This is a genomic window from Streptomyces sp. NPDC057654, assembly GCF_042800135.1.
Lineage (GTDB): Bacteria > Actinomycetota > Actinomycetes > Streptomycetales > Streptomycetaceae > Streptomyces.
This window is the reverse complement of record NZ_JBHVHQ010000050.1, coordinates 1-20,299: the sequence shown is the minus strand read 5'-3', so window position 1 is coordinate 20,299 and position 20,299 is coordinate 1. Positions and strand designations below refer to the sequence as shown.

The following is a 20,299-nucleotide window of genomic DNA, read 5'->3' as shown; positions in this document are numbered from 1 at the left end:
CCGACGCTGATCAGGATGCCGTCGAGGCGGCCGAAGCGGTCGCGGGCGGCGGCGATGAGGCGGTCGGCCGCATCGGCGTCGGCGTTGTCGGCGGGCACTCCGGCGCAGCCGTCGCCGAGTTCGTCCGCGGCGGCGGCCACCGTCTTCTCGTCCCGGCCGGTGATGATCACCTTCGCGCCGTCGGCGAGCAACTCGCGCGCGGTGGCGTTGCCCAGCCCGCGGGTGGCCCCGGTGACGATGTACACGCGGTCTTTGAGTCCAAGATCCATGGGGTCAGTCTGCCGGTTCCCCGTCGGAGAGGGTGTGGGCGGTGCCGACCAGGCCGATGTGGCTGAACGCCTGCGGGAAGTTCCCGAGCATCCGCCCGGCGACCGGGTCGTACTCCTCGGCGAGCAGCCCGACGTCGTTGCGGAGCGCCAGCAGCCGCTGGAACAACTGCTCGCCCTCTTTCTTCCGGCCGGTCATGCACAGGGCGTCGGCCAGCCAGAACGAGCAGACGAGGAAGGCCCCCTCGGACCCCGGCAGCCCGTCGACCGTGCCGCCCTCGGTGCTGTAGCGGCGTACGAGGCCGTCGTGGCGCAGCTCGCGCGCCACCGCGTCGACGGTGCCGACCACCCGGGGGTCGTCCGGCGGCAGGAAGCCCACCCGCGGGATGAGGAGCGTGGCGGCGTCGAGCTCGGCGGAGCCGTAGGACTGCGTGAAGGTGTTGCGCTCGGGGTCGTACCCCTTCTCGCAGACCTCCCGGTGCACCTCGTCGCGCATCGTCCGCCAGGCGTCGAGGTCGCCTTCGAGCTTGGGGTCGGCCTCCAGGGTGCGTACGGCGCGGTCGGCGGCTACCCAGGCCATCACCTTGGAGTGGACGAAGTGCCGGCGCGGCCCGCGGACCTCCCACAGCCCCTCGTCGGGCTCCCGCCAGGTGGACTCCAGGAACTCCATGAAGCGCCGCTGCACGTTCCAGGCGTGCGGCTTGTCCTTGAGCCCGGCCGAGCGGGCGAGGTGGAGGGAGTCGATGACCTCCCCGTACACGTCGAGCTGGAGCTGGTCGACGGCGCTGTTGCCGATGCGTACGGGCGCGGAGCCCTCGAATCCGGCGAGCCAGGGCAGTTCGGACTCCGGCAGCCGGCGCTCGCCCGCGATGCCGTACATGATCTGGAGGTCGGCGGGGTCCCCGGCGATGGCGCGCAGCAGCCAGTCCCGCCAGTCGGCGGCTTCCTCCTGGTAGCCGGAGGAGATCAGCGCGCCGAGGGTGAGCGTGGAGTCGCGCAGCCAGCAGTAGCGGTAGTCCCAGTTGCGCACGCCGCCGATGGACTCGGGGAGGGAGGCGGTGGGGGCGGCGACGATGCCGCCGGTGGGCGCGTAGGTCAGCGCCTTCAGCGTGATCAGGGAGCGGACCACGGCCTCCCGGTGCGGGCCCTGATGGCAGCACTTGCGGGCCCAGGCGCGCCAGTCCTCCAGGCTGTGTTCGAGGGCCTTGTACGGGTCGGTCTCCTTCGGGCGCGGCTTGTGCGAGGGGTGCCAGGTCAGGACGAAGGCGACCTGCTCGCCCTCGGCGACGGTGAAGTCCGAGCACGTGGAGAACTCGCGGCCGTACGTCTTGACCGGCGGCTCGCTGCGCAGCCACGCGGAGTCCGGGCCCGCGATGGCCACCCGCCTGCTGCTGCCGGAGCGGCGCACCCAGGGGACGACGCGGCCGAAGTCGAAGCGCAGCCGCAGCACGCCGTGCATGTCGACGGAGCCGCTGACGCCCTCGACGATCCGGATCACGTCGGGGGCCTTGTCGCGCTGCGGCATGAAGTCGGTGACCTTGACTGTGCCGCTCTCCGTCTCCCAGACCGTCTCCAGGACGAGGGAGTCGTCCAGATAGGCGCGGCGGGTGCAGTTCCCGGCGCCGGCCGGGGCGAGCCGCCAGTGCCCGTTGTCCTCGTCCCCGAGCAGCGCCGCGAAACAGGCGGCCGAGTCGAAGCGGGGCAGGCAGAGCCAGTCGATGGAGCCGTCCCTGCCGACGAGGGCGGCGGTCTGGAGATCGCCGATGAGCGCGTAATCCTCGATGAGTTGAGCCACGCGTGCCGCCTTCCCGGTAGGCGGGGGCGCTACTCCGCCGAGGCGGCCGTACGAGCGATACCGGCGTCTTCCTCGGACTCGCCGGTCTCCTTCGGATCACCGGCGTCCTTGGCGCCCTCGGGCTCGTGCTTGTCGGTGCCCTCCGGGTCTCCGGAACCCTTCGGTTCGCCCGGGGCGGCCTCCTCGGCCGCCTTGGCCTGCTTGGCGGCTTCGGCGAGGAGGTCGCGGCGCTCCCTTCGGGCCAGGATGACCCATCCGACGGGGACCGCGCCGGAGAACAGCCACCACTGCACGGCGTAGGCCATGTGCGGGCCGATGCTGCTGTGGTCGGGTTCGGGTACGAGCTCGGGCTGGCCCTTGGCGTGCGGGGACGTCAGCTCGATATAGCCGCCGAGCAGCGGGCGGTGCACGTTCTTCGCCTGCTCGCCGCTGTTGATCAGCATCACCTGGCGGGGTGGCAGACCCTTTTTGTCCTTGATGCCGCTATAGCCGCTGGTTTCGTCCTCTTTGAGCCGACCGGTGATCGAGACCTTCCCGGCGGGCGGCGCGGGGACCTTCGGGAACTCGGTGAGGTTGCCGCTCGCGGGGATCCAGCCGCGGTTGACGAGGACCGCCCGGCCGTCGTCGAGCAGCAGCGGCGTGAGCACGTAGTAGCCCTGGTTCTGCCCGTCCGCCGAGGTCCGCTGGCGGACCACCACCTCGTCCTTGGTGTCGTACGTTCCCTGCGCGGTCACCGGCCGCCACATGTCGTCGTGCGGGACGGCGCGGCCGGGCGCGGTGAGCTTGCCGACCGGTACGGGCGTGGCGGCCAGGCTGTCCGCGATCAGCTGGTTCTGCGCGACTTTGTGCTCGTGGCGGTGGAACTGCCAGAAGCCCAGTTTGATCATCACCGGAATCAGGACGAGCCCCACCAGCGTGAGGATCACCCACTGCCGGGACAACAGGAAGCGATACACGCATTTGACGGTACCCGCAGGGGCGCGGGCCCGGACTACGGGGTCCCGCGGGCTCCGCTCTCACGACCTTCACGACCTCACGGCGCGGGCACCACGTGCTGGAGCAGCTGCATGAAGGCGGCCTCGTCGATCACCGGGGTCCCGAAGGTGCCGGCCTTGACCGTCTTGGACGTGGTGGAGCCGGGATCGTTGGTCACCAGCACGCTGGTGAGCCGGGAGACGCTGGTCGCGATGTGCAGCCCGGCCTCGATCGCCCGGTCCTCCAGCAGCTCGCGGTCCACGGACGTGTCGCCCGAGAACGCCACCCGCATGCCCTGGACGAGCTGTTCGCCCGGTACGTACCGGCCGGGGTTCGGATACGGGCAGGCGGGCCGCTTGCGGCTGGCCCGCCAGGTGCCCGGCCGGTACGCGCCTGCGCCGCCGTGCCCGGAGCGCCCGCCCTGGTAGCCGATGGGGGAGGCGGCCGACGGCCCGTCCGACCACTCCGTGAGCGGCTGGCACGCCAGCAGCGGCAGCCGCAGCCCCGCCCGCGCCGCCAGCGCCAGGCTCGGCCGGAACGCCTCCGCCAGCACCCGCGCGTCGTCCAGCGCGTGGTGGGCGCGCTGCTGCACCACCCCGTAGTGCGCGGCGAGGGACTCCAGCTTGTGGTTGGGCAGCGGCAGCCGCAGCTCCTTGGAGAGCGCGATGGTGCACAGCCGCTGCCGCACCGGCGTGGTCGCCCGCGCGCGGGCGTACTCGCGCGCCAGCATCGACCAGTCGAAGGCCGCGTTGTGCGCGACCAGCACCCGCCCCGCCAGCTTCTCGGACAACGTGGCCGCGATCTCCCCGAACAGCGGCGCGCCCGCCAGCATCTCCGAGGTGAGGCCGTGGATCCAGACCGGACCCGGATCGCGCTCGGGGTTGACCAGCGTGTACCACTGGTCCTGCACCTCGCCGCGCGCGTCCAGCTGATAGACGCCGGCCGACACTATCCGGTCGTCTCTGGCGAGGCCGGTCGTCTCCACGTCGACGACCGCGTAACCCTCGGGGTACGCGGTCGGCCACGGTGTCGGCAGTGCGGCTGCGGTGTGGTCTTCGAGCATGGTCCCAGAGGATACGGGCCACCGCTGACAGCGAGACCCGGCAGGGGACGGCGGACCGGCCGCCGGGCGCGCCCGCGCGCACCGCGCACCGGACCGGCCGGAGGCGGCGGGCCCGGTCAGCGGGGGAGGAGCCCGTCGACCAAAGCCCGTACGGACGTGAGGAAGAGCCGCTCGGAATCGACCGGACGGGCGAGGGCGCGGGCGAGCGGCGGATCGCGGTCGGCGGCGGACGCGTCCCACCGGGCCGCGCCGCCTGGCCCCCGGGCGGGCGCGCGCTCGCGGTTGCGCTCCACGAGCACGTACCCGACCACCTGGAACTGCACGGCCCGCACGGCCGCCGCGGCGCGCGCCCCGCGCAGCCCGGCCGCGTGCACCTCGCGGATCAGCGCCCGCTGCGCGGGGACGAACATCCGCTCCGTCAGGCCGCGTTCATGGACCACCGCGATCAGCTGCGGATGCTCCAGCAGATCGCGCCGCAGCGCGCGGGCGACGGAGACGATGCGCTGCCGGGGGGTGCGCCCGGCGGGCCGTACGGTCCCGAGCCGGCCCACGGTGGCCTCGACGAGCGCGTCGAGCAGCGACTCGCGATTGCCCACGTGCCAGTAGATCGAGGTGACGGCGGTGTCGAGCTCGGCGGCCAGCCTGCGCATCGACAGGGCCTGCGGACCGTGCCGCTCGACGAGTCGCGCGGCGGCGTCGAGCACGTCCTCGCGGGTCAGCGCCGGTTTCGGCATGTCGCCCCCAACTCCGCTGTGTGCGGTGCTCTTTACCCTTCGCGCTCGTGCCTGTAACTGTGTTACACGCAACAGGCACTGGCACAGGCACAGGCCGAGCACCGGGCACCCTGTCGAAGGGCGGTAGGACATGGCACGCGTACGGTACGGCGCGCGCGAGGCGGCCGAGGTCGAGGCGGACCGGGAGCGGACCGCGCACCTCCCCGACATCTGGTCCACGGGCGTGGTCGCGCTCTGGGAGAGCGACCCGGACGCGGTGGCGGCGGTCCTCCCGCCGCCCCTCAAACCGGCCGGCCGCCCGCTCCTACGGGCCGCGATCAGCAAGGTCGACCTGCCCGGCTACCCGCTGGGCGCGGGCTCGGTGGCGGTCGCGGCGCACCACGGCGGGCGCGACGGCTGGTATCCGCTGGTCATGCCGATGACCCACGAACGGGCGCTGATCGGCGGCCGCGAGGTCTTCGGCGAGCCGAAGAAACTCGGCGAGGTGGTGATCGAACGGGACGGCGGCGTCGTACGGGCGTACCTCGCGCGGCACGGCATCGCCTTCGTCGAGGTGCGGGGCGCGGTCGGCGCCGCGCTGCCGCTGCCGCCGCCCGCCGAGAAGCTGGACTTCTACTTCAAGTTCCTGCCCGGCGTGGACGGCACGGGCTTCGACGCCGACCCGGTGCTCGTGCACTGCACGCGCACCGAGAAGGTCCGCAAGCTGGAGGCGATGAGCGGCGACGTGCTGCTGCGCGAGTCCGCGTACGACCCGGTCGCCGACCTGCCGGTGCGCCGGCTCGTGGAGATCACGATCGGCGAGAAGACCACGGACCAGCGCGGCCGGGTCGTGGAACGGGTCAGCGCACAGGCCCTGTTGCCGTACGTGCACCAGCGGTACGACGACGTGCGGCAGATCGTGGACGGGCCGCCGGAGGGGAGCGTGTGAGCCGGTACGGCTCATGTGACGGTGTGGAGCACAAGGCGAACGTAGCTCCGCAGACCGCCTGATTCGGCATGATTCGGCCCGATTGAGCATGATCCCATCTCATTCCATCCGACCGAGGAGCAAGTGATGACGGACATGACGGACCCGTACTTGATCATCTCCTCCGACTCGCACGCCGGACTGCCCACGGAGGAGTACCGGCCGTATCTGGACGCGAGGTTCCACCGGGACTTCGACGAATTCCTCGGGCAGCGCGAGAGCCGCCGCGAGGAGATGACCCGCCTCGGCATCCGCAACGAGACCTTCGCCGCCAAGTGGTTCGAGGAGAACGAGCAGGGCCTGCGCGGCGGCTGGGACGCCGCGCAGCGGGCGAAGGAGCTCGACGGCGACGGGGTGGCGGGCGAGGTCGTCTTCCCGGACGCCGACGCCGTCGACAGCCGCACCGCCGCCCCCTTCGGCGTCGGCCTCGGCCTCTCCGGCGACCAGGACCCGGACCTCGGCATGGCGGGCGCCCAGGCCCACAACCGCTGGCTCGCCGACTTCTGCGCGCACGACCCGAAGAGGCACTGCGGCGTCGCCCTGCTGCCCATCACCGGCGACGTGGACCGCGTGGTCGCCGAGATCCACCACGCCAAGGACGCCGGGCTCGGCGCGCTGATGATCCCCGCCATGTGGGTGGACAAGGCCCCGTACCACGACCGCCGTTACGACCCGGTGTGGGCGGCCGCCGCCGAGGCCCGGATGCCGGTGATCACCCACTCGGGGGCCGCGCCGCGCCACGAGTACGGCGACCACCTGGGCATCTACGTCTCCGAGGTGACCTGGTGGCCGGCCCGGCCCCTGTGGTTCATGCTCTGGTCCGGCGTCTTCGAGCGCCACCCCGGCCTGCGCTTCGGCATCGCGGAGTCGGGCTGCTGGTGGCTGCCCAACCTGCTGTGGTTCATGGACCGCCTCTACCTCGGCTCGCACGGCGGCAAGAAGCTCTCGCCGTTCGCCGAACTCAAGCGCCCGCCGCACGAGTACCTGGACCGCAACATCTTCATCTGCGCCACCAACACCAAGCGGCGCGAACTCGCCCAGCGCTACGAGATCGGCGTCGACAACATCCTGTGGGGCAGCGACTTCCCGCACCCCGAGGGCACCTGGCCGCGTACGCGCGAGTGGCTGCGCGACACGTTCCACGACATCCCCGTAGGGGAGACCCGCCGGATGCTCGGCCAGTCGGCGGCCGAGGTCTTCGACTTCGACGTCCCGGCCCTGGCGGAGGTCGCCCGGCGCGTCGGCCCCGTCCCGGCCGACCTCGGGCAGAGCGCGAACCAGGCGCCGGTGGAGGCGTCGTGGCGGCGGTCGCGGGAGACGGGGAGGCACTGGCTGACGGGGTTCGACTTCCCGTATGTGGGGGTGGGCGATGACTGAGAGCGGCGATCGGGGGTGCCAGGCTTCGACCGACCGCTACACGGTCATCTCGGCCGACTGCCACGCCGGGGCGGACCTCCTCGACTACCGGCCGTACCTGGAACGGGCGCACCACGAGGCGTTCGACGCCTGGGCGGCCACATACGTCAATCCGTACGAGGACCTCCTCACCGACTCCGCCGACCGCAACTGGAACTCGGACCGCCGCCTCGCCGAACTGGAGGCAGACGGCATCGTCGCCGAAGTCGTCTTCCCCAACACCATTCCGCCGTTCTTCCCCAGTGCGTCCTTGATGGCCCCCGCGCCGACACCGGAGGAATTCGGGCGCCGCTGGGCTGGCCTGCGCGCCCACAACCGCTGGCTCGCCGACTTCTGCGCGGCGGCCCCCGGCCGCCGGGCGGGGGTGGCGCAGATCCTGCTGAACGATGTGGAGGAGGCCGTACGAGAGGTCCGCTGGGCCAAGTCCGCGGGCCTGACGGGCGGCATCCTGCTACCGGGCACCCCGCCGGGCTCGGGCCTCCCGGAGTTGCACTCGCGGACGTACGACCCCCTGTGGGCGGTCTGCGCGGAACTCGACGTCCCGGTCAACCACCACGCGGGTTCGGCGTCCCCGCCGCTCGGCGACGAACCTTCGGCGCGTGCCGTCTTCATGGTCGAGACGACCTGGTTCTCGCACCGGGCGCTGTGGCACTTGATATTCGGCGGAGCTTTCCACCGCCATCCGGGGCTGCGGCTTGTCCTCACGGAACAGGGCTCGGGGTGGATTCCCGGGGTCCTGGACATGCTGGACTACTACCACGGGCGGTTGGTCGCCGCTTCGGCGCGTGCGGCGACTGCGGAAGCGAAATTCGGGGTGGGGCTGGGGGAATTGATGGGTTCCCCTCCGAGTGAGGTGTGGCGCGACAATTGCTTCGTCGGTGCCAGTTTCATGCGCCCCCATGAGGTGCCGCTGCGCCACCGGATCGGGCTGGAGAAAGTGATGTGGGGGAGCGACTACCCGCATGACGAGGGGACGTATCCGCATACGCGGGAGGGGCTGCGGGCCGCTTACGCGGGGGTGGAGCGGGGGGAGGTCGCGGCGATGGTCGGGGGGAACGCGGCGCGGGTTTATGGGTTTGATTTGGGGCTGTTGGATCCTATTGCGGGGCGGGTGGGGCCTACGGTCGCGGAGGTGGGGGAGCCGTTGGGGGAGGTGCCGGAGGGGGCTACTAGTCCGGTGTTTGCGAAGGGGGCTTCGGTGCGGGTTTGGTGAGGGGCTATAGGCGGGTGAGGCGTTCGGGCGGGATCCGGTCTTCGTTGAGTACCTGGGTTTTACCGGCGAGCGTGATGCCGAGATTCTGCATGTCGGCCAAGGGGCTCAGGTCGATCGGGGGACCCGACACCGCGCACGCTGACAACCAGAGAGACGTGAGGTTCGGCAGATCACGCAACGAGCCGAGTCCTTCGGGGATGTCGCACCGCCACAAGATGATTTGCTGAAGTTGTATGAGTTGCTTCAACAGGCTCAAGTCGAGCGAATCCAATTCTTCGAGGGACAGGTTGGACAACCGTGTGAGGGGATTTGTCTCGGACAGTTGGTGCAGCTGTGTCGATCCTCCGAGCGTGAGCGCGGTGAGGTGCGGCCAGCGTTCAATCCCATGTAGGTTCAGATGACGTGTCTGTGGATGGAGCGCGAGATGTGCGAGTTGAGGACCGACCGGTATTTCCCCCACATCGTTGATGAGTGTGGGGTGATCGATCCGGAGGGTTTGGAGATCCGGCATGTCCCGCAGTGGGTCCAGGGAGATGTCAGGGTGAACGTTGTGAAGCGCGAGGCTTGTCAGCCCAGGCCCGGTGAGTGGGCTCAGATTGCTCACTCTCGGGCAGCGGTTGAGTGAGAAGACTCGCAGATTAGAGGTATAGGCGATTGGAGAGAGATCGCTCAGGACATAATTGTCGAGAATAGTGAGTCTCTCCAGACTGTTGGCGTGGACCAGCGGCATGAGGTCGGTGTGCGACCCATTCAAACTCACCCGCTGGACTTCCGGGATGCAGCGCAAGGCGGTGAGCTGCTTCGTATTCTCCACGCGCAGGGGGACGTTGTCCCACGATTGGGCGGACAGGATTTCCCGGGCGTACGGCTCCGCTTCGAAAGCGCCCCAGGCCAGCGACAGCCCACTCGTGACAAAGAGACGCTCGTCCTCTCGGAACCGGTATATCAGTGCGAAGGCGGCGTCGCCCTTGACCAAGCCTGCCGTTCGCACTACCGCTGCCGCAGCGTGTTCTTCGAGCCCTTCCGGCCCCGGCAGCAGTTCAATCACCAACTCACCGACCTTCGCCAGCTCCTCGGCGTCGTCGAGGGTGCGCGGCGGCAGCAATTCCTCTGTTCGCGCCTCGATATCCGACCGAAGGGCCGGGTTCAGCTCCGGCGCGTGTTCCAGGCAAGCCGCCGCCAGCAGCGTCAGCCGCTGCCGGTGCCCCTTCACCCGGTCCGCCCGCCGCAGCAACTTCCGCAGCAGCTGTGCCCGTTCCTCTACTCGCGCGTGCCCCACCGCCATGCGCACCACGTCGTCCCACTGGTCGTCATGCGCATTGCTGACCAGAAGCCCGAAGTCACGCGTCTCGACCGCCTCCTTGGACCCCAAGTAATCCTGAAACGTCCGGTGGACGAAGTTCACCGAGCCGGGGACCGGTTCGAGGAGCAGACCGCTGCGGTTGAGCAGGTGGTTGAAGACCGCCCGCGCGTCGCCCTGCGCCCGTACCTGTGGCATCGCGGCCAGCCAGCCGTCGATCATCTCGATTGCTTCCGCGCACGTGGCCTCGGCCTGGCCGTTACGGATCAGCCAGTACGCCAGGCGCTGGAGCAGCAGCATCTGCTCGTCCCGCGTCAGGTCGACGCCCTCCACCCCGGCGATCTCCCGTTCCGTGTCCCGTCGTACGAGCAGCATGTCCAGCGAGGCGTCGTACAGCTCCTTGCGGGCGCGCGGCAGGTGCATACGGCGGTCGCGGTTCAGGGCGCAGAGGAGCGCGCACATCAAGGGGTTGGTGGCGAGTTGGCTCAGCTCACGTCGAGTGGTGACGGCCTGCTGGATGGAGCGTTCGTAGCCGTCCAGTTGCTCGTGCTGTCGCACATCGTCTCGGCACTCCTCACGGGCCGCCCGATGCCAATGCGCGATGAACTTCCGGATGTCCTCGCGCCCCATCGGCAGCAAGGAGTGCGCGGTGAAGCCCTGCCCCTGCAACCAGTCCTCCGGGACGGCGGAAGGTCGCGTAGTGACGATGTACCGGGCGTTCGGGAAGGCGGCCAGGAGCGACCGCAGCCAGTCCCTGGTGCGCTGCCGCATCGCTGATGGGACCTCGTCCACGCCGTCGACCAGGACCAGCGCCCGCCCCTCGGTGAGGAGGCTTTCCACCCACCCGTCCGGCGCCGCCCCCGCCAGTGGATTGCCCGTGGCGGCCAGGAACTCGCCCGGCAGCGGTAGCTTCCCGTGCGTCGCGAAGGACCGCAGTCGCAGCATGAACGGTACGTAGCCGTTCCAGTCGCCCAGCGTCTGCTCGAAGCTCCGGCGCGCCGCGTTGGTGGCGAGCCACTGCATGAGCGTGCTCTTGCCCGAGCCCGCCGGGCCGCGCAGCAGCATCCGGTCGCAGCCGGCGAGGGCGTGTTCGGCGGAGACCGAGGTGGTCAGGGGGAGGGGCGTGGGATCCAGGAGGTAGGGGTCGGCCTCACTGCTCACGCTCAGCGTGATGTACGCGGTGCTCAACGGCCACTCCCGCGCCGCCGTGCAGCCGAGCGTCAGCCCGAAGAGCTGGAGCTTGCCGTGCGTCGCCTCGATGTACCGCCCGTAGCGCTCCTCGAACTCAAGGGACCGCGCCTCGGGGGTTGGTCCCAGCCGCTCCCGTACGGCCTCCAGCGCCCGCCCCGCCTCGCCCGACCGACGCACCAACTCCACGTCCGTACGCGCCGGGAACGACCGCAGCGACGTCACGTACTCCACGAGGTGTTCACAGACCGCGTCCAGCAGTTCGTTGAACAGCGCCGTCCCCGCCTCGCCGAGACCGGTCCGATCCAGCAGGCCGGGGGAGCGCTCCAGGAGTACGGACCGCAGCCGCGCCGGATCGAGATCCGCGGCGAACAGCGTCTCCTGGTCGATGACTTCCGTGCCGCTGAAGACGTCGCACACCGCGTCGACCGCCGACCGCTGCTCGTGCTCCGGCAGTCGGCGAACGGCCACCGAGTCCAGCCGCTCCGCCAGCACCCCCACCAGCCGCGCCGTCTCCTTCTCGCCCAACTGGTCGGGCCGCCGGCCGAGCGGCGTCGGGCTGCCCGGTCTGTGGACCAGCCCCGCACCCGGGTTCTTGGCGATCAGCGACTTGACGAGCGCGCTCACGACCGTAGTCGCCAACCGTAGGACGACCGCTTCCGCCCCCTGCATTCGCTACTCCCTCCCCACGAACCCGTGCGTGCACGCCAGTATCCGCCCGCACCCCCGCCCCGACAGGCCGAACCCCCGGTAACCCTTGTCCAATACCGATCGGTAACAACCCCTAGCGGCACCCCCTCCCGCGCGCCTATGGTGCCGCCATGCCCCATCTCCCCGATGTCGTGATGTGGTCCATACCCGCCTTCGTCCTGCTCACCGTCCTGGAGATGGCGAGCTACCGACGGCACCCCGCCGAGGAGAGCGGGGCCGCGGGTTATGAGGCCAAGGACGCCGCCACGAGTATCGGGATGGGCGTCGGCAGTCTCGTTTTCGACGCGCTCTGGAAGATCCCGATCGTGGCGGTCTACACCGCGATCTACGAGCTCACGCCGCTGCGCGTCCCCGTCCTGTGGTGGACGCTGCCGCTGATGCTGCTCGCGCAGGATTTCTTCTACTACTGGTCGCACCGCGGCCACCACGTGATCCGCGTCCTGTGGGCCTGCCATGTGGTGCACCACTCCAGCGAGAAGTTCAACCTGACGACCGCGCTGCGGCAGCCGTGGACCACGCTGACCGTGTGGCCGTTCTACGTGCCGATGATCGCGGCCGGTGTGCACCCGGCGGCGGTGGCGTTCTGCTCGTCGGCCAACCTCGTCTACCAGTTCTGGGTGCATACGGAGCGGGTCGGCAGGCTGCCGCGGCCGTTCGAGTACGTGCTGAACACGCCGTCTCACCACCGGGTGCACCACGCCTCGCAGGGCGGCTACCTCGACCGTAACTTCGGCGGCATTCTGATCATCTGGGACCGGATGTTCGGCTCCTTCGTGCCGGAGGCGGAGCGGCCGGTCTACGGGCTCACCAAGAACATCCGCACGTTCAACCCGCTGCGCGTCGCCACCCACGAGTACGCCGCCATCGCCCGCGATGTACGAGCGGCCACCAGCTGGCGCGAACGGGCCGGGCGGGTCTTCCGGGGGCCGGGATGGCAGCCCGTACGGACGCCGGCCGCGGAAACGGCCCCAGCCCGTACCGCCGACCCAGCCGACACAACCGACCCAGCCGACACCGCCGTCCCCACCGCCCCCGAACGCGTCGCATGAACCACCGGCAGCAGGCCCTGGCCGTCCGCGCCACCGGCCTCCTCTTCGCCGCCCTCGGCGCCGTCCACCTCATCGCCCTGGCCGCTCACCTCGACGGCGTCCACCACCTCACCAAACCCGCCCTGATGCCCGCGCTCGCCCTGCACGCCGCCGCCCGCGGCGCGCCCCGCCCGCTGATCGCCGCGCTGCTTTTCGGCTGCGGCGGCGACACCCTGCTGCAACTCGACGACCAGGCCGCCTTCCTCGCCGGAATGGGGTTCTTCGGCGCCGGGCACGTCTGCTATCTGGTCCTCTTCGCCGGGCTCGGGACAGCGCACGGCCGTCCGCGTGCGTACGTGCTCGCGACCGCCTACGGCGTGGCCTGGCTCGGCACCGTCGCCCTCCTATGGCCCGGCCTCGAAGCCGGGATGCGGCTGCCGGTGGCTGGGTACGCGCTGCTGCTGACCGCCATGGCGCTCGGCGCGACGCGCGTCGGGTTGCGGACCGCGCTGGGCGGGCTGCTGTTCCTGCTTTCGGACACGCTCATCGCGAGCGGCCTCGCCGACTGGCCGCAGCCGCCCGCGCCGCAGCTGTGCATCATGGTCACCTATCTCGGAGCGCAGTACCTGCTCACGGACGGGCTGCTGCGGGCGGACAGCGGCCGGACACGGACGTGGGGCCGGGTGCTGTCCGCAGCCCGGCCCCACGACTCACTCGCTCACACAGCGGAGGTCAGTCCTCCACCGCCTTCAGGGCGTTGACGATCCCGAAGCCGTAGAAGCTGTTGACGTGCTTGGTGCCGGTGCACGCCGGGTCGGCCGGCGCGGTCGGGCAACCGGGGTTGTCCGCCTGGGCCTTGAGCAGCCACTGGATCTCCTGCGGGCTCGCGTCCGGGTGCGCGCTCTTGAGCAGCGCCGCCACGCCCGCTACGTGCGGGCCCGCCATCGAGGTGCCCTGGAGGTAGCCGTAGTCGCCGCCGGGCAGGGTGGACAGGATGCGGCCGTCCTTGGCGGGCAGTTCCGGCACCTGCCGGACGTCGCCGCCGGGGGCCGCCACGTCGATCTGGTTGAGGCCGTAGTTGGAGTAGTACGACTTCAGTGACTTGACGCCGGTCGCGGCGACCGTGACGACGCCGGGCACCTGGGCGGGCACGTCCAGGCACTTCGACGGGTCTATGTCGCGCGACGCCGGGGTGCCGTCATTGGGGCTGGAGGCGTCGGTGATCTTCTTGGCCGCCAGGTCGAAGTTGGAGTTCCCGGCGGAGGCGACGTTGACCGCGCCCTTGCGGGTGGCGAACTTCGCGGCCCGGCCGACGGCGTCGGCTATGGCCTTCTGGTCGGGGTCGTCCGCGCAGTTGAACATCCACGGGTCGACGTAATAGCTGTTGTTCGTCACCTGCACGTGGTGCTCGGCGGCGAAGACGAACGCGCACACCACGCTCTCGGCGTAGAAGAAGCTGCCCTTGGCCTGGCTGACCTTGATGGCGGAGACCTTCACGTTCGGCGCGACGCCGGTGACGCCCACGCCGTTGCGCGGGGCGGCGATCTCACCGGCCACGTGGGTGCCGTGGTAGTCCTCGTCCGGGTCGAACGGCCGCCAGGAGCCGGGGCTGGTGTCGGCCTTGCCGGTGACGCAGCTCGCCGACTGGCCCCGCGAGAAGTTCGCCTTGAGGTCCGGGTGGGTGTCGTCCACGCCGGTGTCGATGACGGCGACCGTCACCTTCCGGGACCCCGGATTGACCTCGGCGGCCTTGTCGGCCTTGATGGCGGCGATGTCCCACTGGAGCCCCTCCAGGGGCTCCTTGCCCGTGGCCAGCGAACGCGCCTCGCTCCGCGCGGTGGCCTTCGGGACCTTGATCTTCTCGGGCTTGCCGATGTCCGTGGTGGCCGCGGACGTGATCGGCGCGGTCCGGGTGGCGCCGGCGCTCTGCACGCCCGGCACCGTGCGGACGGTCTTCGCGAAGTCGGGGTTCTTCGAATGGGCGACGATCACGCCGATCTGCTGGTAGGCGGTCACGACGCTGCCGCCGGCCCGGCCGATCGCCTTCTTCACCTTCGCCACCGTGGCGTGGTCGGCGGTGGTGTTGACCACGTACGAGAGCAGGGGCCCGTCGGCGGCTACGGGCGCCTTGGCCGGGAGCGCGTCCTGCGGGGCGGCCGAGGCCGCGCCGGGCAGCAGGCCGAGGGAGGCGACGAGCGCCAGTCCGGCCGGCACCGCCAGCAGGGCGCGCCGACGTCTGGATCGCAGATGAGCCATGGGTTCTCCACATCATCCGGGTACCGCACGCACACCTGCCGCGCACGGACGGGTACATGACGAGTGAAGCTAGCGCCGATCATGGCCGTCGAGCAATGATTTCCCCAAGAAAGTCCGGTACGGACCTCGATCGGACCCCTTGCGAGGTCCGCCCCGTGCCTCTTGCGAGGTCCGCCCCGCACCTCTTGCGACCTCCGCGCCCGCTTGGCTCCTGACGCCCACTCAAGACGGCGGTGGTCCCGACGGAGCGGCGCTCCTCAAGGCGGCGCCCCCGGCCCCCGCAGCGCGTCGATGCTCAGCGGCGGCAGTTCCGGCCGGGGCCCGTACCAGCGGCCGTCCGCCGCCGGCGAGGACCGCCGCGCCGACCGTACGGCCCTGACCGGAGCCGCCAGGCCGACCATCCCGTACGGGCGCCGCTCCGGGCCGGAACCGGGGCGTCCGGGCGGCGGTGGGGGCTGCGGATTGTTCACATCCGGACAACGAAGCCCCACGCGGTCGGTGTCGCCCCCGAAGGTGGTTCTTGTCGACTTCAACCACAACCCTCTGTCGAATGGCGTCCCGTCCCTCTACGATGCGTGACCCGGATCACATGTCATGGCTCACGCACCGCTGCCGCTTGTCAGGAGAGAGACCGTGGACTCCGCACCACACACCGCCGAAGGGCAGGGCGGGCCGGATCGCTTCACGGACGTCCAGTCCAGTGAAGAATTCGCCGAACTGCGGCGCGCCCAGCGCTCGTTCGCCTTCCCGCTCACCGTCGCGTTCATCGCCTGGTACCTGCTGTACGTGCTGCTGTCCAACTACGCGGGCGGCTTCATGGGCACCAAGGTCGTCGGGAACGTCAACATCGCCTTCGTCTTCGGACTGGCCCAGTTCCTGACCACGTTCCTCATCGCGTGGTGGTACTCCCGACACGCGGCCGCCCGCATCGACCCGAAGGCCGAAGCCATCAAAGAGCGCCTGGAGGGCGACGCGTGACCACCAGCCAGCAGCTCGCCGCCGCGGCCGCCAGCGAGCACCGCACCCTGATCATCACGCTCTTCTCCGTCTTCGTCGCCATCACCCTGGGCATCACGGTGTGGGCCGGCCGGCAGACCAAGGACGCCACCGACTTCTACGCCGGCGGCCGCTCCTTCACCGGTTTCCAGAACGGCCTGGCCATCTCCGGCGACTACATGTCCGCCGCCTCGTTCCTCGGCATCGCCGGGGCCATCGCGCTCTTCGGCTATGACGGGTTCCTGTACTCCATCGGCTTCCTCGTCGCCTGGCTCGTCGCGCTCCTGCTGGTCGCCGAACCGCTGCGCAACTCCGGCCGGTTCACCATGGCCGACGTGCTCGCGTACCGCCTCAAGCAGCGGCCCGTACGCACCGCCGCCGGCACCTCCACCATCGTCGTCTCGATCTTCTACCTGCTGGCCCAGATGGTCGGCGCGGGCGCCCTGGTGGCGCTGCTGCTCGGCGCTACGGGCGAGGGCGCACGCCGCTGGATCATCGCGCTCGTCGGCATCGTCATGGTGCTCTACGTGACCATCGGCGGCATGAAGGGCACCACGTGGGTGCAGATCGTCAAGGCGGTCATGCTCATCGCGGGCACCCTGCTGGTCACGATCCTGGTGCTCAACAAGTTCGGCTGGAACGTCTCCACGCTGCTCGGCGAGGCGGCGAAGGAGAGCGGCAAGGGCAAGGCGTTCCTCGAACCCGGCCTCCAGTACGGCAAGGACGGCACGTCCAAACTCAACTTCATCTCGCTCGGCATCGCGCTCGTCCTCGGTACGGCCGGGCTCCCGCACATCCTCATCCGCTTCTACACGGTGCCCACCGCCAAGGCCGCCCGTAAGTCCGTGAACTGGGCCATCGGCATCATCGGCGCGTTCTACCTGATGACCATCGCGCTCGGCTTCGGCGCCGCGGCCCTCGTCGGCTCCAAGGCGATCATCGCCTCCAACGAGGCGGGCAACACCGCGGCCCCGCTGCTCGCCCAGGAGGTCGGCGGCGGCGCCGACTCGACCGGCGGCGCGATTCTGCTCGCCGTCATCTCCGCGGTGGCCTTCGCCACCATCCTCGCCGTGGTCGCGGGCCTGACCCTCGCCTCGTCCGCGTCCTTCGCGCACGACCTGTGGGCCAACGTCATCCGCAAGGGCCGCACCAGCGAGCGCGAGGAGGTCCTCACCGCCAAGTTCGCGGCCATCGTCATCGGCGCGATCTCCATCGTGCTCGGCATCTTCGCCCACCGGCTGAACGCCGCCGCGCTGGTCGCCCTCGCCTTCGCCGTCGCGGCCTCCGCCAACCTGCCGACCATCCTCTACAGCCTCTTCTGGAAGCGCTTCACCACCCAGGGCGCGATCTGGTCGATCTACGGCGGGCTGATCTCCTCGGTCGGGCTGGTGATCTTCTCGCCGGTGCTGTCCGGCAACGAGAAGGCGCTCTTCCCCGGCATGGACTTCGACTATTTCCCGCTCGCCAACCCCGGCCTGGTCTCCATCCCGCTGGGCTTCCTCCTCGGCTGGCTCGGCTCGCTGCTCTCCAAGGAACGGCCGGACGCCCGCAAATACGCGGAGTTGGAGGTCCGCTCGCTCACCGGCTACGGCGCCCACTAGCCCGTACACCGGCCCGTACCGCTCCGCACTGCTCCGTACCGCTCCGTAACGCTCCGTAACGATCACCATCCGGCCGCATGGCCGGCGGCGGCCCCTCGTCGCGCAGGGTCACCGGACGCTCACTCCGTCGCATGCCGGGCGAATGCTGAGTGTCCGACCCATCGCGTACGCTGCGGATTATTGGATGTATCCATGGTTCATTTCCGCAGGAGGGGCCGCCACCATGCTCATCGACACCTTTGGTCGCGTCGCCACCGACCTCCGCGTCTCCCTGACCGACCGCTGCAATCTGCGCTGTACGTACTGCATGCCGGAAGAGGGACTCCAGTGGCTCGCCAAGCCCGATCTGCTCACCGATGACGAGATCGTCCGTCTGATCAGCATCGCCGTCACGGAACTGGGCATCACGGACGTCCGCTTCACGGGCGGCGAACCGCTGCTGCGCCCCGGCCTCGTCTCCATCGTCGACCGCGTCGCCGCCCTCGAACCGCGCCCCAAGATGTCGCTGACCACCAACGGCATCGGCCTCCAGCGCACCGCGCGGGCCCTCGCCGACGCCGGCCTCGACCGCGTCAACGTCTCCCTGGACACGCTGCGGCCCGACGTCTTCCAGGCCATGACCCGGCGCAAGCGCCTCGGCGACGTGCTGGACGGCCTCGCGGCCGCCCGCGACGCGGGGCTCACCCCCGTCAAGGTCAACTCCGTGCTGATGCCCGGCCTCAACGCCGACGAGGCCCCCGACCTGCTCGCCTGGGCCGTCGAGAACGACTACGAACTCCGCTTCATCGAGCAGATGCCCCTCGACGCCCAGCACGGCTGGAAGCGCGACGGAATGATCACCGCCGGGGACATCCTCGCGTCGCTGCGCACCCGCTTCACCCTCACCCCCGAGGGCGACGACGCGCGCGGCTCCGCGCCCGCCGAGCGGTGGGTCGTCGACGGCGGCCCGGCCCGTGTGGGCGTCATCGCCTCCGTCACCCGCCCGTTCTGCGCCGCCTGTGACCGCACCCGGCTCACGGCCGACGGCCAGATCCGTACGTGCCTGTTCGCGCAGGAGGAGTCGGACCTGCGCGGCGCGCTGCGTTCCGGCGAGCCGGACGAGGAGATCGCCCGCCGCTGGAAGCTCGCGATGTGGGGGAAGAAGGCCGGTTCCGGTCTGGACGACCCGTCCTTCCTCCAGCCCCAGCGCCCGATGTCGGCCATCGGCGGCTGACGGCGCCTACCGCTCGGCGGCGCCCGCCTCCCAGTCGGCGAGCGTCACCACGTCCTTGAGCATCGACCGGACGCCGAGGAACTGGGAGAGGTGCTCGCGGTGTTCCTCGCACGCGAGCCATGTCTTGCGGCGCTCCGGGGTGTGGATCTTCGGGTTGTTCCACGCCAGCACCCATACGGCGGCGGCGCGGCACCCCTTGGCCGAGCAGATCGGCGCTTCGCCGCTCGACGGCGCGTTGTTCGGGGCTTCGTCGTTCCGTGATTCGTCGTTCACGGCAACCAGTGTGCACACATGGCGACGCCGGGCAGCCACGGGGGGAGCCGCCCGGCGTCGGTCTGTCGCTCCGACGGGGGATGCGGAGCGCATACGAAGTATGTCACGGGCGAGCCGGGGCGGTGCACCGGAACCACATGATTGATCTGAGCTTTTCTTGAGCTTTGTGCCGAGCTGAAGATCAGCCCTGGGCGGCCGAACCCTCGCCCCGCCCACCGGCCTTGGCTTCCGGGACGGGTTCCGCGCCGGACTCCGGTGTACCGGCCACCAGCATCGGACGGGTCGGCGCGGGCACGAAGGTGCCCGGCAGCGAAGGGGCGTTCTCCCGGCCCGCGTTGGCGATGACCACCGCGATGTAAGGCAGCGCGGCGCCCAGAACCAGGGTCGCGATGGCTACATACCGCTCGACGTCCCACAACACGACGGTCGCGATGACGGCCAGGGTCCGTACCGACATGGAGATGATGTACCGCCGCTGCCGGCCGCGCACATCGTCCGTCAGCCCTTGCCGGGCACCGGTGATCCGGAAGGTCTCAGCACTGCTCTGCTTCCGCATCACGTTCCACCACCTGATCGCAGCGCCGGCGCTCCCCGTCCGGGACGTAGCCAACGTTACGCCGAGCCACGTCGGGGTTCGAGACCGGGGCGCGTCCTGCGACGCCGTCCCCTGTCATCCCTACCCCGTACACCCCGGTCCGACATGCGCCGTACGGGTATCGGACGGAGACTGGGCTGGCACGCCACATCGCGCCGCATAGGAGGCGACATGAGCTGGTTGTGGGCCATCATCGTCGGTTTGGTGCTCGGTCTGATCGCCAAGGCGATCCTGCCGGGCAAGCAGCAGATCCCGCTCTGGCTGACGGCTGTGTTCGGCATCCTCGGCAGCGTCCTGGGCAACTGGGCGGCCACCGGGCTCGGCGTCAACGACACCCGCGGCATCGACTGGACGAGACACCTGCTGCAACTCGCCGGCGCGGTCGTGATCGTCGCCGTGGGAGACCGGCTCTGGACGGCGGTACGGGGCGGCAAGCAGCGCACCTGAGCGGGCGGCGGGCCGGACGAGGGCGGCACGAAAAACGGCCGGGAAACCACCAGAAGGATGGTTTCCCGGCCGCGTGACGGCTAATAGCCGCACGGAACGCATGAGGCGCGCTGTCAGGCCCCCTGGAGCTGCGCGAGCTTCCGGCCGGCCTTCAGGTACACGCCGCCCCCGGCGGCGAGCCCCGCCTTCGCCAGCACCTCGGCGACGACCTCGGCGAGCGGCCGGATGGCCTCCGCCTCGGCCAGCACGATCGACTCCTGGC

19 protein-coding genes are annotated in these 20,299 nt (G+C 70.3%); 9 read left to right on the top strand and 10 right to left on the bottom strand.

Features of this window, described 5'->3' with window-relative positions; all coding sequences use genetic code 11:
* The 5 genes from ACFU99_RS07020 to ACFU99_RS07000 all read right to left on the bottom strand — a co-directional run.
* Positions 1-269, bottom strand: a 269-nt coding sequence (locus ACFU99_RS07020) for an SDR family NAD(P)-dependent oxidoreductase (protein ID WP_384386958.1), incomplete at its 3' end; no start/stop codon positions are given.
* A gap of 4 nt (positions 270-273) precedes the next feature.
* On the bottom strand, positions 274-2,061 hold the full coding sequence (locus ACFU99_RS07015; protein ID WP_384386955.1) for a glycoside hydrolase family 15 protein: 1,788 nt from the start codon (positions 2,059-2,061) through the stop codon (positions 274-276).
* Between the two features lie 29 nt (positions 2,062-2,090).
* Positions 2,091-3,017, bottom strand: coding sequence for an SURF1 family protein (locus tag ACFU99_RS07010; protein WP_384386952.1), 927 nt, complete (start codon positions 3,015-3,017; stop codon positions 2,091-2,093).
* A 77-nt stretch (positions 3,018-3,094) separates the two neighbouring features.
* Positions 3,095-4,099: a DEDDh family exonuclease gene (locus ACFU99_RS07005; RefSeq protein ID WP_384386949.1), complete on the bottom strand. Its 1,005-nt coding sequence runs from the start codon at positions 4,097-4,099 to the stop codon at positions 3,095-3,097.
* A 116-nt stretch (positions 4,100-4,215) separates the two neighbouring features.
* Positions 4,216-4,833 carry a TetR/AcrR family transcriptional regulator gene (locus tag ACFU99_RS07000; protein ID WP_384386946.1) on the bottom strand — a complete coding sequence of 206 codons (618 nt, stop codon included), beginning with the start codon at positions 4,831-4,833 and terminating at the stop codon, positions 4,216-4,218.
* Positions 4,834-4,963: 130 nt separating this feature from the next.
* On the opposite strand from ACFU99_RS07000, the gene ACFU99_RS06995 reads away from it, so the two are divergent.
* The 3 genes from ACFU99_RS06995 to ACFU99_RS06985 all read left to right on the top strand — a co-directional run bounded on the left by ACFU99_RS06995 (position 4,964) and on the right by ACFU99_RS06985 (position 8,429).
* Entirely contained in the window at positions 4,964-5,761 is a 798-nt protein-coding gene (locus tag ACFU99_RS06995) for an acetoacetate decarboxylase family protein (RefSeq protein ID WP_384386943.1), read from the top strand.
* A 126-nt stretch (positions 5,762-5,887) separates the two neighbouring features.
* Positions 5,888-7,177 (top strand): amidohydrolase family protein, encoded by a 1,290-nt coding sequence (locus ACFU99_RS06990; protein ID WP_384386939.1) that lies wholly within the window; start codon positions 5,888-5,890, stop codon positions 7,175-7,177.
* Positions 7,170-8,429 carry an amidohydrolase family protein gene (locus ACFU99_RS06985; protein WP_384386936.1) on the top strand — a complete coding sequence of 420 codons (1,260 nt, stop codon included), beginning with the start codon at positions 7,170-7,172 and terminating at the stop codon, positions 8,427-8,429. The genes ACFU99_RS06990 and ACFU99_RS06985 overlap by 8 nt, the downstream gene beginning before the upstream one ends.
* A gap of 4 nt (positions 8,430-8,433) precedes the next feature.
* Here the strand turns inward: ACFU99_RS06985 and ACFU99_RS06980 are convergent, their stop codons facing one another.
* On the bottom strand, positions 8,434-11,589 hold the full coding sequence (locus ACFU99_RS06980; protein ID WP_384386933.1) for an NACHT domain-containing protein: 3,156 nt from the start codon (positions 11,587-11,589) through the stop codon (positions 8,434-8,436).
* A gap of 149 nt (positions 11,590-11,738) precedes the next feature.
* On the opposite strand from ACFU99_RS06980, the gene ACFU99_RS06975 reads away from it, so the two are divergent.
* Together ACFU99_RS06975 and ACFU99_RS06970 are read left to right on the top strand one after the other, a co-directional pair.
* Positions 11,739-12,677 (top strand): sterol desaturase family protein, encoded by a 939-nt coding sequence (locus ACFU99_RS06975; RefSeq protein ID WP_384386931.1) that lies wholly within the window; start codon positions 11,739-11,741, stop codon positions 12,675-12,677.
* Entirely contained in the window at positions 12,674-13,417 is a 744-nt protein-coding gene (locus ACFU99_RS06970; RefSeq protein WP_384386928.1) for a lysoplasmalogenase, read from the top strand. The genes ACFU99_RS06975 and ACFU99_RS06970 overlap by 4 nt, the downstream gene beginning before the upstream one ends.
* Here ACFU99_RS06970 and ACFU99_RS06965 read toward each other — a convergent pair.
* Both ACFU99_RS06965 and ACFU99_RS06960 read right to left on the bottom strand, forming a co-directional pair.
* Positions 13,389-14,912: a S8 family serine peptidase gene (locus ACFU99_RS06965; RefSeq protein WP_384386926.1), complete on the bottom strand. Its 1,524-nt coding sequence runs from the start codon at positions 14,910-14,912 to the stop codon at positions 13,389-13,391. The two genes, ACFU99_RS06970 and ACFU99_RS06965, sit on opposite strands and share 29 nt — an antisense overlap.
* A gap of 257 nt (positions 14,913-15,169) precedes the next feature.
* Positions 15,170-15,382, bottom strand: coding sequence for a hypothetical protein (locus ACFU99_RS06960; protein WP_384386924.1), 213 nt, complete (start codon positions 15,380-15,382; stop codon positions 15,170-15,172).
* 124 nt (positions 15,383-15,506) lie between these two features.
* Here ACFU99_RS06960 and ACFU99_RS06955 point away from each other — a divergent pair, with 124 nt between their 5' ends.
* From ACFU99_RS06955 to moaA, 3 genes are all read left to right on the top strand, one after another.
* Positions 15,507-15,890: a DUF485 domain-containing protein gene (locus tag ACFU99_RS06955; RefSeq protein WP_384386922.1), complete on the top strand. Its 384-nt coding sequence runs from the start codon at positions 15,507-15,509 to the stop codon at positions 15,888-15,890.
* On the top strand, positions 15,887-17,509 hold the full coding sequence (locus ACFU99_RS06950; RefSeq protein WP_384386919.1) for a cation acetate symporter: 1,623 nt from the start codon (positions 15,887-15,889) through the stop codon (positions 17,507-17,509). The genes ACFU99_RS06955 and ACFU99_RS06950 overlap by 4 nt, the downstream gene beginning before the upstream one ends.
* 223 nt (positions 17,510-17,732) lie before the next feature.
* Positions 17,733-18,722 (top strand): GTP 3',8-cyclase MoaA, encoded by a 990-nt coding sequence (gene moaA / locus ACFU99_RS06945; RefSeq protein WP_384386916.1) that lies wholly within the window; start codon positions 17,733-17,735, stop codon positions 18,720-18,722.
* A gap of 6 nt (positions 18,723-18,728) precedes the next feature.
* Here the strand turns inward: moaA and ACFU99_RS06940 are convergent, their stop codons facing one another.
* Positions 18,729-18,995 carry a hypothetical protein gene (locus ACFU99_RS06940; protein WP_384386914.1) on the bottom strand — a complete coding sequence of 89 codons (267 nt, stop codon included), beginning with the start codon at positions 18,993-18,995 and terminating at the stop codon, positions 18,729-18,731.
* A gap of 181 nt (positions 18,996-19,176) precedes the next feature.
* The gene (locus tag ACFU99_RS06935) at positions 19,177-19,551 is read right to left on the bottom strand and encodes a DUF3099 domain-containing protein (RefSeq protein WP_384386912.1); all 375 of its coding nucleotides are present in this window, start codon (positions 19,549-19,551) and stop codon (positions 19,177-19,179) included.
* A gap of 210 nt (positions 19,552-19,761) precedes the next feature.
* Here ACFU99_RS06935 and ACFU99_RS06930 point away from each other — a divergent pair, with 210 nt between their 5' ends.
* Complete coding sequence (locus ACFU99_RS06930; RefSeq protein WP_384386910.1) at positions 19,762-20,037, top strand: GlsB/YeaQ/YmgE family stress response membrane protein; 276 nt, start codon at positions 19,762-19,764, stop codon at positions 20,035-20,037.
* The last annotated feature ends 262 nt before the right edge of the window (positions 20,038-20,299 follow it).

Coding starts and splice junctions, on each gene's coding strand:
- ACFU99_RS07000 (WP_384386946.1), bottom strand. CDS start 4,833: ATGCCGAAACCGGCGCTGACCCGCGAGGACGTGCTCGACGCCGCCGCG.
- ACFU99_RS06970 (WP_384386928.1), top strand. CDS start 12,674: ATGAACCACCGGCAGCAGGCCCTGGCCGTCCGCGCCACCGGCCTCCTC.
- ACFU99_RS06995 (WP_384386943.1), top strand. CDS start 4,964: ATGGCACGCGTACGGTACGGCGCGCGCGAGGCGGCCGAGGTCGAGGCG.
- ACFU99_RS06965 (WP_384386926.1), bottom strand. CDS start 14,912: ATGGCTCATCTGCGATCCAGACGTCGGCGCGCCCTGCTGGCGGTGCCG.
- ACFU99_RS06990 (WP_384386939.1), top strand. CDS start 5,888: ATGACGGACATGACGGACCCGTACTTGATCATCTCCTCCGACTCGCAC.
- ACFU99_RS07005 (WP_384386949.1), bottom strand. CDS start 4,099: ATGCTCGAAGACCACACCGCAGCCGCACTGCCGACACCGTGGCCGACC.
- ACFU99_RS06935 (WP_384386912.1), bottom strand. CDS start 19,551: ATGCGGAAGCAGAGCAGTGCTGAGACCTTCCGGATCACCGGTGCCCGG.
- ACFU99_RS06930 (WP_384386910.1), top strand. CDS start 19,762: ATGAGCTGGTTGTGGGCCATCATCGTCGGTTTGGTGCTCGGTCTGATC.
- ACFU99_RS06980 (WP_384386933.1), bottom strand. CDS start 11,589: ATGCAGGGGGCGGAAGCGGTCGTCCTACGGTTGGCGACTACGGTCGTG.
- ACFU99_RS06985 (WP_384386936.1), top strand. CDS start 7,170: ATGACTGAGAGCGGCGATCGGGGGTGCCAGGCTTCGACCGACCGCTAC.
- ACFU99_RS06975 (WP_384386931.1), top strand. CDS start 11,739: ATGCCCCATCTCCCCGATGTCGTGATGTGGTCCATACCCGCCTTCGTC.
- moaA (WP_384386916.1), top strand. CDS start 17,733: ATGCTCATCGACACCTTTGGTCGCGTCGCCACCGACCTCCGCGTCTCC.
- ACFU99_RS06955 (WP_384386922.1), top strand. CDS start 15,507: ATGGCTCACGCACCGCTGCCGCTTGTCAGGAGAGAGACCGTGGACTCC.